General features: G+C 47.1%; 11 protein-coding genes. 7 read left to right on the top strand and 4 right to left on the bottom strand.

Annotation, left to right across the window (positions count from 1 at the left end; translation table 11 throughout):
- Positions 1-12: 12 nt before the first annotated feature.
- Entirely contained in the window at positions 13-933 is a 921-nt protein-coding gene (locus tag EDC33_RS06780; protein ID WP_094906750.1) for an ABC transporter permease, read from the bottom strand.
- 10 nt (positions 934-943) lie between these two features.
- Entirely contained in the window at positions 944-1,852 is a 909-nt protein-coding gene (locus EDC33_RS06775) for an ABC transporter permease (RefSeq protein WP_094906749.1), read from the bottom strand.
- Between the two features lie 429 nt (positions 1,853-2,281).
- Here EDC33_RS06775 and EDC33_RS06770 point away from each other — a divergent pair, with 429 nt between their 5' ends.
- The 6 genes from EDC33_RS06770 to EDC33_RS06745 all read left to right on the top strand — a co-directional run bounded on the left by EDC33_RS06770 (position 2,282) and on the right by EDC33_RS06745 (position 9,189).
- Entirely contained in the window at positions 2,282-3,952 is a 1,671-nt protein-coding gene (locus tag EDC33_RS06770) for a glutathione ABC transporter substrate-binding protein (RefSeq protein ID WP_094906748.1), read from the top strand.
- A 249-nt stretch (positions 3,953-4,201) separates the two neighbouring features.
- Complete coding sequence (locus EDC33_RS06765) at positions 4,202-5,878, top strand: glutathione ABC transporter substrate-binding protein (protein WP_124010593.1); 1,677 nt, start codon at positions 4,202-4,204, stop codon at positions 5,876-5,878.
- A gap of 180 nt (positions 5,879-6,058) precedes the next feature.
- Entirely contained in the window at positions 6,059-7,774 is a 1,716-nt protein-coding gene (locus EDC33_RS06760; RefSeq protein WP_124010592.1) for a glutathione ABC transporter substrate-binding protein, read from the top strand.
- A 100-nt stretch (positions 7,775-7,874) separates the two neighbouring features.
- Positions 7,875-8,150: a hypothetical protein gene (locus EDC33_RS06755; protein ID WP_094906745.1), complete on the top strand. Its 276-nt coding sequence runs from the start codon at positions 7,875-7,877 to the stop codon at positions 8,148-8,150.
- A gap of 66 nt (positions 8,151-8,216) precedes the next feature.
- Positions 8,217-8,558: a hypothetical protein gene (locus EDC33_RS06750; RefSeq protein WP_124010591.1), complete on the top strand. Its 342-nt coding sequence runs from the start codon at positions 8,217-8,219 to the stop codon at positions 8,556-8,558.
- Between the two features lie 91 nt (positions 8,559-8,649).
- Positions 8,650-9,189, top strand: a complete 540-nt coding sequence (locus tag EDC33_RS06745) for a GNAT family N-acetyltransferase (protein WP_094906743.1) — start codon at positions 8,650-8,652, stop codon at positions 9,187-9,189.
- A gap of 13 nt (positions 9,190-9,202) precedes the next feature.
- On the opposite strand, the gene EDC33_RS06740 is transcribed toward EDC33_RS06745, so the two are convergent.
- Together EDC33_RS06740 and EDC33_RS06735 are read right to left on the bottom strand one after the other, a co-directional pair.
- Positions 9,203-9,793, bottom strand: a complete 591-nt coding sequence (locus EDC33_RS06740; protein ID WP_124010590.1) for an LOG family protein — start codon at positions 9,791-9,793, stop codon at positions 9,203-9,205.
- 44 nt (positions 9,794-9,837) lie between these two features.
- Positions 9,838-10,806: a hypothetical protein gene (locus EDC33_RS06735; RefSeq protein WP_124010589.1), complete on the bottom strand. Its 969-nt coding sequence runs from the start codon at positions 10,804-10,806 to the stop codon at positions 9,838-9,840.
- A gap of 130 nt (positions 10,807-10,936) precedes the next feature.
- Here EDC33_RS06735 and EDC33_RS06730 point away from each other — a divergent pair, with 130 nt between their 5' ends.
- Positions 10,937-11,626 carry a DUF542 domain-containing protein gene (locus tag EDC33_RS06730; protein WP_249036079.1) on the top strand — a complete coding sequence of 230 codons (690 nt, stop codon included), beginning with the start codon at positions 10,937-10,939 and terminating at the stop codon, positions 11,624-11,626.
- Positions 11,627-11,685 lie beyond the last annotated feature (59 nt).

The following is an 11,685-nucleotide window of genomic DNA, read 5'->3' as shown; positions in this document are numbered from 1 at the left end:
GTCACTCCTAACTTAGTTTAGGTCGATCCGTTTGTTCAGGAACCTGTAGGAAATATCGACTGCCAGATTTACAAGAACGAAGGTGACGGCAATGACCAGGATGGCGCCTTGTACAACCGGGAAGTCACGCTGCAGAATGGAATCGATGATCAGGCGGCCAAGGCCGTTGATCGCGAATACACTCTCGGTGAGCACCGAACCGGCAAGGAAATAGCCGAACTGGAGACCGATTACAGTGACAACCGGAATCATTGCATTTTTGAGCGCATGTCTGAATATGACTACACGTTCCTTGACCCCTTTTGCCCTGGCAGTACGGATGTAGTCCTGTGAAATGACATCGAGCATACTGCTCCGTGTCATCCTGGCAATGATTGCGGCACCGGCTGTACCGAGTGCGATGACCGGCAGAACAATCTGGTCGGCATCCCCCCAGCCTGTCGGCGCAAACCATCCCAAGTTAATGGCGAACCACTGGATGAGCATGAGGCCGAGCCAGAAGTTCGGCATGGACAGTCCGAACAGGGCAACAATCATGATGGCAACATCAGAGAATGTGTACTGGCGCACTGCTGAGATGATGCCTGCCAGAAGTCCAAGCACTATCGCAAAAATCATCGAGTATACTGAAAGTTCCAATGTGATCAGGAATCTTGACTGGACATGGTCGAATACCGGGATGTTGTCCCGGATGGACGTACCAAGATCCAGCTGCAGGGCATTGCCCAGGAAGTTGAAATACTGTATGTGAAGCGGATCGTTCAGACCCAAACGTTCTTCAATTGCCTGTACTGTCGCCTGAGGCGCACTTTCTCCTGCCATAATAACCGCTGGGTTACCCGGAGTAAGGTGCATCAGACTGAACACGAGAATTGTGACCCCGATGAGAACGGGGATGGCCTGCAACAGCCTACGAATAATGAATGTAGTCATATGATGCCTCCTATTTCTTGAATTTCGGATCGAGTGCATCTCTCAATCCGTCTCCGAATAAGTTGAATGCAAGTACAACGATGACGATCATCATGCCAGGGAAGAATGTGATGTGTCCTGCCTGGTACATATAGTTTCTTCCATCATTGAGCATGGCACCCCATTCAGGTGTCGGCGGCTGTACGCCAAGGCCGAGGAATGAAAGGCCTGCTGCTGAAAGGATTGCTGTAGCGATGAAGAGAGTAGTATTTACAATGATCGGCGACATGATATTCGGCAGTATGTGCTGGAAGATGATCTTGCCGTCACGTGCACCGAGGGCACGGATCGCATCCACATATTCCAGTTTCTTTGTCGTCAATGTCGACCCTCTTACGATCCGTGCAAACTGTGGAACGGCACCGATGGCGATGGCGATGGTCACGTTGATTGTGCTGCCGCCAAGTACACTGACGATGGCAAGCGCAAGCAGGATGCCCGGGAAAGCGAGCAGGACATCCATGAGTCTCATGATGATGGTATCAAGCCAGCCGCCATAGTAGCCGGCGAGAATTCCAAGTGGCACACCCACAAGGCCTGCAAGGAAAGTTGCTGCAAACCCTACCCCTAATGTTATGTACATGCCGTGTATTATTCTGATGAAGATATCCCTGCCGAGGTGATCCGTACCGAACCAATGCGCGGCTGAAGGACCTTCCAACTTTTCTGTCAGACTGGTTGCATTTGAACTGATTCCTGTAAGACCATAGTTTGCATCGATTGCACCAAAAATCGATACAATGAAGAAGAACAATAGTATATAGAAGCCTGTAAGGGCCGATTTGTTCTTCTTCAGGCGCTTATAGAAATCCTTCATGCTTTTAACCCGTGGATTGACCGGTTTGGTGTCCCGGATTCTTTCTTTGGATGCAACTGCCATGAATTGACCTCCTAATAATTCTGATTGAATTTTATGACAAATCCTTGAATTGCTTCTTATAATGATACAGTCATAAAGTGAATTTTTCAATATTTTCTACAAAACAATGAAAGGGCTTTCACGCATTTATGAAGAAATTTTCTTAAAATTGTGTAATAAAACACTTTAATTTTATATATATATATTTAAATTTATGTCTAAAATATGTATATTTAATGTAACTGTCAAAAATTCAGTATATTCAATCAATTTAAATGTTTCATTACCTCATGCTTAAAGGGAAATGAAACTTGGATGGGTGCGCTTGATGATAGAGCCTGAGATGAAAAATGAACACTGTATTGAACATCCTCTTGAACTAGTATATTATTACCTCTATAAAACCTATTTAAAAACTAGGGATTAGCCGAAAGAGGAAGGTGGGATTTGATGAAAAGATTTATGGGGATGTTCATGCTTGGGATGCTCCTCGTGCTGACTGCATGTACGGACGACAGTGATGCTGACCCGGGGAGTGACAGTGGTGATGAGGGCAGCCAGACTGCAGGAGGGGACTTCATATTATCGGTGGGAAACGACGTGGTCTCCCTGGACCCGCATGGAAGCAATGATCTGTATTCCGACCAGGTGAGGAATACGATATATGAAGGGCTTGTCACTCAAAACGAAGCGCTCGAAATTGCTCCATTACTCGCCAGTGAATGGGAACAGGTGGATGATACCACATGGCGGTTTACTCTGGAAGAGGATGTCACTTTCCATGATGGCAGTGACTTCAATGCAGAAGTCGTTAAGGCGAACTTCGACAGGGTGCTTGATCCTGCAGTCGCATCACCGCGGCTGAATATTTTCGAGATGGTGGAAGAAGTGAATGTAATTGATGATTATCAGGTTGAAATAGTGACCTCGTATCCATTTGCGCCCTTGCTGGCCCATCTCACCCATGACGGAGGGGGAATGATCAGTAAAGAAGTCATAGATGAAGACTATAGAAATGCCATAGAGGAAGCGGGACTCGATATGCCGCTTGAGGAGTTCTATGAACTGCGGAACACAGGTGGTGCAGAGTATGAAGATGCTGCAGAGAGTGTTTCCGAGTATCTGCATACTGTAGTGGAACAGAAACCAACAGGAACAGGGTATCTGCAGTTTGAAGAGAGGACACCGGGTGAAAACACTGTTCTTGCCAGGTACGATGAGTATTGGCAGGAACCTGCAAAGTTGGACACTGTCACTTTCAAGGTTGTTTCGGAAACAGGCTCAAGAATTGCAGAGCTGGAAACCGGGGAATCCCATATGATCAGCGGTTTTGAACCTTCAAGTAAAGAGAGGATTGAAAGCAATCCAGAGACCCATATGTATACTTTCTACAATATCGCAATGGAATACATCGGCTTTAATACACAGAAGGAGCCGCTTGATGATAAACGGGTAAGACAGGCCATCACACATATCTTTGATAAGGAAGAAGTCATCAATGGCATATACAGTGGTACCGGCAGGACGCTCGAAGGTCCGCTCCAACCGGAAGTTCTGGGCTACGATGAAGGTATTGAAGGACTGGATTATGACGTGGAGCGCGCGCGGGAACTGATGGCGGAGGCCGGTTATGAAGATGGTTTTGAAATCTCCATCATAACCAATGATGCATCTGAAAGGGTGGATTTGGCTGTCTACCTGCAGGAAGCGCTTCAGGAAATCAATGTCGATGCTACAGTGGACCAGTTCGAATGGGGCGCTTATCTGGAGGCGGCGAGCACCGGAGATCATGACATCTTCATACTCGGCTGGCCAAATGCAACCGGGGATCCAGATCATGGATTATGGCCCCTCTACCACTCGTCGATGATGGGTGATCAGGGGAACAGGTTCTTCTTCGAAAATGAAGCATTTGATGACCTTCTGGAGGAAGGACGTCGTGAAACCGACACAGAAGTCCGTGAAGAGATATACAGGGAGGCACAGGAACTGTTGATTGATGAAGCACCCTCAATATTCATGCGCCAGGCAGAAAGCATGAACGCCTACAGGGACGAAGTGGAGGGTCTAGTAATCGATACGTATAACAAGCCGGATTTCAGGAATGTAACAATAGAGTAACTGATTAATATCTCAAAGTTCACTCTCCCCCTTGAATGCCTGTTGGCACCAAGGGGGCTTTTTTTGCGAGTGAAAACATTTCAAAAGCGCTCTTCATCTGAAAATAGAGTTTTTTGAGTAAAGCAAAGTTATTTTTTAAAGTTCAGAATATTCCTTATTGAAAGAAATCTTATGGTGATATAAAATGGGTTTACCCCAAAAAAAGTCTTACATATTTGGATGGGAGAGATTTTTCAGAGGAGGAGTAGGATGAAGAATTTTTGGCGATTGATGTTGCTCAGTATGCTTGTACTCGTACTGGCGGCATGTACGGATGACAGCCAGGTGGAGCCGGAAGGTGGCGCTGAAGGGGAGTCGTCTTCCAGTGGGGGCGACATGGTGCTGGCCTTCCCGAGTGATGCTGTATCCATGGATCCGCATGGAAGCAACGATGTACCATCCGAGCAGGTCCGGGATACAATATATGAAGGGCTTGTGACGCAGAATGAAAACTTTGAAATAGAACCGGTACTGGCTTCCGAATGGGAGCAGATCGATGATACTACATGGCAGTTCACCCTGCAGGAGGGGGTCACTTTCCATGATGGCAGTGAATTCAATGCTGACGTCGTGAAGGCGAACTTCGAGCGTCTGCTTGACCCTGCAATGGCCTCTCCAAGGTCTTTCCTGCTTGAAATGGTAAGCGAGGTTAATGTTGTTGATGATTACACAGTCGAACTCGTTACAGAGTTCCCGTTTTCTCCGCTGCTCAATAACCTGACGCATGGCGCAGGCAAAATGATCAGTAAAGACCTCATCGATGAAGACTATCAGAATGCAATCGATGAAGCAGGACTCGATATGACACTTGAAGAGTATTACGAGCTCCGCGAAGCAGGCGGAGATGAGCATGAAGAGGCGGCAAACGAAATCGGTGGTGCCATGGGTACCATGGTCGAGCAGAATCCTGTTGGCTCCAACTACCTCCAGTTTGAAAGCAGGAATCCGGGTGAGAAAACCGAACTGACTGCCTATGAAGATTACTGGAATGGCGCGCCGACGATCGATTCGGCCACATTCAAGGTCGTTTCTGAAACAGGCTCCAGGCTTGCGGAACTGGAAACCGGCGACTCCGACTTCATTGCACAGGTCGAGTCCAGCAACATCGGACGTGTAGAAAGTAATGAGGAAGTGACGCTTGAGCGCACGGACTCCGTTTCCATCGACTACATCGGTTTCAATACCCAAAAGGAACCGTTCGATGATCCGCAGGTGAGACGTGCAATCACCCATGCGTTTGATAAGGATGCGGTCCTCTCCGGTGTATATAATGACTCCGGTACACCGGCAGTCGGTCCACTTGCGCCTGGTGTGATGGGTCATAGTGAGGATATCGAAGCCCTGGAATACGATATGGAACAGGCAAGGGAACTGCTTGCAGAGGCAGGATATGAGGATGGATTCGATGTCAATCTGATGGTCAACGATGATAATCCAGAACGTGTGGACATGGCTGTATGGCTCCAGGAATCTCTGGCCGAACTCAACATCAATGTGAACATCGAACAAGTGGAATGGGGCGCGTACCTGGAAATGACGGGCAACGGCGAACATGATATGTTCATCCTTGGCTGGTCCAACTCAACAGGGGACCCGGATAATGGCATTTCTCCATTATTCCATTCCGACATGGTCGGGGCCCCAGGAAACAGGTCCTTCTTCGAAAACGATGAACTCGATGCATTGCTGGATGAAGGAAAGCGTGAGTCTGACCAGGATGCCCGTGAGCAGTTATATGTCGAGGCCCAGCAACTGCTTGTAGACGAAGCTCCGGCAATCTTCGTACGTCACTCTGAAAACTTGAACGCCTACAATAATAATGTTGAAGGCATCGACATCAACAGCTATAACATCTTCGATCTCCGTGAAGCCACCATCAATGAATAGTGGCCTTCATCGGATGATTGAATAAACCAGAAACTGGAAAACACTTCTTGTGTTTTCCAGTTTTTATTCTTTCCATTATTTGAAAATGTGGGAAAATTCATCTTGAAGGCGCTTACCTATTCCTGTATCATGAAGTTGATTAAATCTTGCATTTAATTAAAAATTATTAGGAGGTCCAAAATGAAAAATTTAAAACTGCTTCTAATGTTGAGCCTGGTTTTAATTTTATCATTTGCGCTGGCTGCATGTACGGACGATAGCAATGTCGATCCGGAGAGCGATTCTGCAGACGGCGGAGAAGAATCTTCAGGTGATACTGAAGGCGGAGAAGGCGGAGAAGGCGGAGATCTTGTCATTTCCGAAATGAGCGACGTCGTCAGTCTCGATCCGCACGGCAACAATGACGTGCCGTCAAGTAACGTACGTTCAAACATCTATGACACACTGACTGTCCTTGATGAGAACATGGAAGTTCAGCCTGGTCTGGCGACTGAATGGGAACAGGTGGATGACAATACATGGGAATTCACTCTCAAGGAAGGCGTCATGTTCCACGATGGAACTGAATTCAATGCTGAAGCTGTCGAAGCGAACCTGAAACGCATCACAGACCCGGCAATGGCGTCTCCACGTATGTTCCTGTATGAGATGATTACGGACGTGGAACCGGTCGATGACTATACTGTCGAAATCACGACAGAATATCCATTTGCCCCACTCCTCGCACACCTTGCACACGATGCAGGAGGTATGCTGAGCAAAGACGTCATCGATGCAGACTATGAGCAGGCACTGTCCGACTCTGGTGAAGAGATGACACTTGAAGAGTACTATGAACTTCGCGACAATGGCGGCGAAGAGCATGAGGAAGTTGCGAATGCAATCTCCGAAAACATGGGGCAGCATGCTGCCGAGAATGCAATCGGTACAGGTCCATTCAAGGTCCAGTCCCGTGCAGCTGGTGAAGAAGTCGTGCTCGAAAGAAACGATGACTATCACGAAGAGCCTGTAGCATTGGACACGGTAACATTTAAAGTGGTACCGGAAACTGCTGCACGCATTGCTGAACTTGAAACTGGCGACAGCCATGTTGCAGGTGCAGTGGAGTCCAACAACATGGAACGTGTTGACTCCCACGAAGAAACATATCTCGACAACACAGAATCACTTTCACTTTCATACATCGGCTTCAACATGGAGAAGGAACCACTCGATGATCCACTCGTACGTCAGGCGATTTCACATGCCATCGACAGGGAAGCAATCATCGATGGCGTATATGATGGTGTAGGTATCCCGGCACAAGGTCCACTTGCTCCGGATGTATTCGGCTATGACGAAAGCGTTGAAGGCCTCTCCTACGATATGGATCGTGCGAAGGAACTTATGGCGGAAGCCGGATATGAAGATGGCTTCTCACTTGAAATCTGGACAAATGACAGCCCACAACGTATCGATACGGCAGTCTATCTGCAGGAGTCCCTGAAGGAGCTCAACATCGAGTTGAATGTAGAACAGCTCGAGTGGGGCGCGTATCTTGAGAGGACTGCACAGGGTGAGCATGACATGTTCGTTCTTGGATGGTCAACAGTTACTGGCGACGCGGACTACGGCATGTACCCGCTGTTCCACTCTGAAATGCATGGCGACCCGGGTAACCGTTCATTCATGAGCAATGATGAAGTGGACGCCCTGCTTGAAGAAGGCCGTCAGGAAACTGACCCTGAAGCACGTCAGGAAATCTACTCGGAAGCTCAGGAAATGCTCGTGGATATCGCCCCTATGGCATATATCCACCACCAGAACTATCTGACTGGTGTGCGTACAGAGGTACAGAACTTTGAAGTGGATGCCCTCGGCATCTATCAGTTGGACGAAGTCACTATAGGCGAATAATATATTATGGCACTCCGGAATCTTCCGGGGTGCCATTTTAAATTTTCATGGATTCCAGAAAGTGATATAATCTGTATCAGGATAAAAAAAGGGTGAGGCCATGAAACGTCTATTCGCAGTGGCACTACTGGTCCTTCTTGCTGGATGCGGTGAAGATGAAAGTCAGGCTGCAAAGGATCTGGAGAAGATGAACCAGGAGAATAAGGCACTGGAAAATAAAATACAGAACGTCAAAAGTGAGAACAGCCAGCTGGAAGACAATATCGAAACGAAGGAACAGGAGCTTGAAGAGCTGCAGCAGAACGCATCCGGTGAAGAAGAGCCCAACGAAGAAGAGGCCAGTGAGGAAAGCGAAGAAGAACCTTCGGAAGAATAGCAGCTAAGATTAAATGCCTCTCAAAAGGGAATATGTGATGTAAACAATTGAGAGAGAGGGATAGTTATGCACGAAGAGAAGTTCAATATCATCGAAGGCAAAGAAATGACACTTGAGGCATTGCGCTATGAAATAGAGGAGATTACCGGGATGGGCGTCCAGAGCTTTGATGGTGAAGCTTCCCGGTTCGTCTCCAAAAAACCAGATGTGGATCAGGAATTCGAAACGTTCAATGTGAGATACGATTTCAAGGATTCAAATGACTTTGTAGATGTAGTGTTCACTACCGATCAGAAAGAAAATCTTGAAGATTATGATTTTGATGATGAAGAAGTGAGGATTCAGCTCATTACTTACAAACGTATGGATGCTCCGCTCGGGAATGAGAGTGAAAAAGTGGAGGAGTAGAGGGATGCTTGCCCTCTTTCTCTTTCATTTTTAATGGATGGAGCTATCGAACACAGTCATTATACAAATGAGAGAATGGTTGAGGATAAGCATGAAATACATCAAAACAAAGCGCTTGATATTGCGTGATTGGCAGCAGAGTGATACTGCCCCTTTCATCGCGATGAATCAAGATCCGGATGTACGCAGGTATTTTCCGGAGAAGCTCTCGACAGAGGCATCGAAGCAGTTCATAGTGGATGCACAGAAGGATATCGAAGATAGGGGATTTGGCCTGTTTGCGGTTGAAAGGCGGGACACCGGGGAATTCATCGGTTTTACAGGCATCCAGGTATTGGAAGAAGACGGACCTTTCAGGCTTGAGTTCCTTCCCTGCATAGAAATCGGATGGCGTCTGATGAAGAAACATTGGAACCAGGGATTTGCGACCGAGGCCGCGGTGGGGGTGCTCAAGTTTGCCGAACGCCATACTGATATCAAGGAAGTATATGGTCTCGCAGCGAAGCGGAACTGGCCGTCGATCCATGTGATGGAGAAGATAGGCATGGCCAGGGTGGAGGAGTTTGACCATCCGCTGATAATGGAAGGCCATTCCTTGAGGAAACACGTTGTATATAAGTTGGAAATGTAAAAAAAACGACGTCCTAGCGGCGTCGTTTTTCAGTTTCATATGTTCTTGTCTCAATGGGTTTGTAGACTTCAAAACTTTTCAATATTTCATTGGCATCGTCTCCGATGAAAAGCTGTCCCATATATTTCTCGTCGAGGAACCCTTCTTCAATGAGTTTTTCGAAAAGGCCGGTAAGGGCATCGAAGAAATTATTCACATCCAACAGGCCAATCGGCTTCTTCTGCAAACCAATCTGTCCCCAGGTGAACATTTCAAAGAACTCTTCCATCGTTCCTGCGCCACCCGGCAGCGTGATGATCGCATCGCCGAGTGTTTCCATCCGTGCCTTCCTCTCATGCATGCTCTCGACGACTTCCATATGCTGAACTTCTGGGTGTGCCATCTCGCGGTCCACCAGAAACTGTGGTATGACCCCTGTTACAGTGCCGCCTTTTGAAAGGGCACCGTCAGCTACAGCACCCATCAGTCCTACAACGCCTCCACCGAATATGATACCTATCTCTTTTTCTGCCAACAGCTGTCCAAGTGCATAGGCACTCTCTTCGTATATAGGGTCAGTTCCAGTATTGGCACCACAGAATATGGTGATGTTGTTGATCTTCATCGTCTGCCGCCCCTCTCTGCATTGCAGTTCATAATGTCAGACTATTATTTGTACTGCTTCTTTCTGTGCTTGTTGATTTTCTTTTCAAGCTTTTTCTGCTTTCTGGACTTTTTGACTGCACCCGCTTCCCCTGTTCTTCTGCCTATGGAAGAGACTTGGGATTCGTGGAGTGCCCGGTGCTGGTTGAAAAGTGAATTGTCCTGTTCAGTATTTTCATTCCTGGTTTCTGCATTTCTCGGGTCCAGGACGTTCTTGTGCTCTGTAAAAAGTTCCCCGTTTTCATAAGTGTCCTCATCATGACCTTTTACTTTCTTGTCGATCCAATGGTTGATATTCTGATTCATGTTGTCCAGCCTTTCATGTTCATCGTTGTTTTGGGCGCCTGTTTCTTCACTGGTATCCATAGCCAATCTCTCTTCATCGTCTTCCGAAAGGCTGGCGCGGTTGCGGGATTGGTCGGTGTCATATTCGACAGCGATTCCATAGTTGTCCGGATTGGACTTTTTCTCCGCCTGTGCTTCAGGTGAGACGGCATCGGGCTCCCTATGATCATCGGACACTGTCATTGACTGTGACTTATCCCCGTTCTTCTCCTCAGGGCCTGATTGGAGCATCTTTGGAACGGAAATCCTGCTTTCCGTCTGCTCTTTCAGACGGTCTTTCCTATGCTTCTCCTTTTCCTTCTCAAATTGCTTGAGGAGGGACTCCTCCTGTTTCAGGCTCTGCTCATACTGTTTCTGGTCTTTTTTGTAGGTGTGCTTCATACGCTTGTCGGTGACGGCGCCGCCTACTTTGGAAACGGCTGATTTGCCCGTCTGATATGTGGATGTACCTGCATTCTTTACAGATTCGGCAGCACTGCTGCCCTTATCTTTAGCTGCATGATAGACGGTGGTCGATGCTTCTCCGATCTTTTGCACATCAGGATGCTTTTTGATCCGTTTTCTTTCATTAAAAAGAGGAACGAGTATAACAGGAAGCAGCGTAGCTGCCATTTTCACTTTATCATTCATTTATCTAACCTCCAGAAACTTCGTATATGATGATTATAATATACCCTTCGGGATGTTTCATTAAACTGTAAACAAATTCGTTTAATTAAAGCATTATAAAGGTATGGTTACAGTAAATGAGGAGGAATGCATGGTGAAAACAATTACTGAAAAGATGACGCTTGGTGACATAGTAACAGAAATCCCGAAATCAGGAGACATTCTAAGGAAGCAGAGAATCGATTTCGCCAATGATGGAAACAGGACATTGAAGGAAGCGGCGTTGAACCACCAGCTTCCATTGGAAAACCTGTTGTATGAGATTAATGCAGAGGAATCCGCAAATCAGGATGGCATTGATATAAAATATATGGATGAAGCGGGCATCATCAAATATATACAGAGGAAATATCATGAAGATCTGAAGGATGAGCTTCCTGTCCTTGAATCCTATGTAGAGAAGATGGTGAAGGAGGATGCAAGCCTGGAAGCTGTCGAGGACATCTTCCTGAACTTGAAGGAAGCACTCCTTGACCATACGAGGGATGAAGATGACAATGTCTTTCCGATGCTGGAGTCATTCATTGAGGCGCCTTCAGATGATAAACGGGAGGCCCTGAAACCGCATATGACAGAGCTTGAGGATGAACACCGCAATGCCGCTGAAGCGTTCTGGCGCTTCAGGGATCTGACGAATGATTATACGGCGAAAGAAGGGGATCCGGGAATCATCCGATTCGTTTATCAGAGGTTGGAAAACCTTGAGAAAGCCACCCTCGACCATGTGCACCTTGAGAATAATATTCTCTTCAAAAGGGTGAGGGAGACCCATGACCAATAGAAGTGCAGACCGAAAGGCCCCCTGCTTCCTTAGGAAGCAGGGGGCCTTTCCATTTAATA

Source organism: Salinicoccus roseus, from assembly GCF_003814515.1.
GTDB lineage: Bacteria > Bacillota > Bacilli > Staphylococcales > Salinicoccaceae > Salinicoccus > Salinicoccus roseus.
This window is presented reverse-complemented; position numbering and strand designations above follow the sequence as displayed.

What these genes read in the sequence shown, in the direction of transcription:
- EDC33_RS06780 (WP_094906750.1), bottom strand. Translation starts at nt 933, where the DNA reads ATGACTACATTCATTATTCGTAGGCTGTTGCAGGCCATCCCCGTTCTC.
- EDC33_RS06775 (WP_094906749.1), bottom strand. Translation starts at nt 1,852, where the DNA reads ATGGCAGTTGCATCCAAAGAAAGAATCCGGGACACCAAACCGGTCAAT.
- EDC33_RS06770 (WP_094906748.1), top strand. Translation starts at nt 2,282, where the DNA reads ATGAAAAGATTTATGGGGATGTTCATGCTTGGGATGCTCCTCGTGCTG.
- EDC33_RS06765 (WP_124010593.1), top strand. Translation starts at nt 4,202, where the DNA reads ATGAAGAATTTTTGGCGATTGATGTTGCTCAGTATGCTTGTACTCGTA.
- EDC33_RS06760 (WP_124010592.1), top strand. Translation starts at nt 6,059, where the DNA reads ATGAAAAATTTAAAACTGCTTCTAATGTTGAGCCTGGTTTTAATTTTA.
- EDC33_RS06755 (WP_094906745.1), top strand. Translation starts at nt 7,875, where the DNA reads ATGAAACGTCTATTCGCAGTGGCACTACTGGTCCTTCTTGCTGGATGC.
- EDC33_RS06750 (WP_124010591.1), top strand. Translation starts at nt 8,217, where the DNA reads ATGCACGAAGAGAAGTTCAATATCATCGAAGGCAAAGAAATGACACTT.
- EDC33_RS06745 (WP_094906743.1), top strand. Translation starts at nt 8,650, where the DNA reads ATGAAATACATCAAAACAAAGCGCTTGATATTGCGTGATTGGCAGCAG.
- EDC33_RS06740 (WP_124010590.1), bottom strand. Translation starts at nt 9,793, where the DNA reads ATGAAGATCAACAACATCACCATATTCTGTGGTGCCAATACTGGAACT.
- EDC33_RS06735 (WP_124010589.1), bottom strand. Translation starts at nt 10,806, where the DNA reads ATGAATGATAAAGTGAAAATGGCAGCTACGCTGCTTCCTGTTATACTC.
- EDC33_RS06730 (WP_249036079.1), top strand. Translation starts at nt 10,937, where the DNA reads ATGGTGAAAACAATTACTGAAAAGATGACGCTTGGTGACATAGTAACA.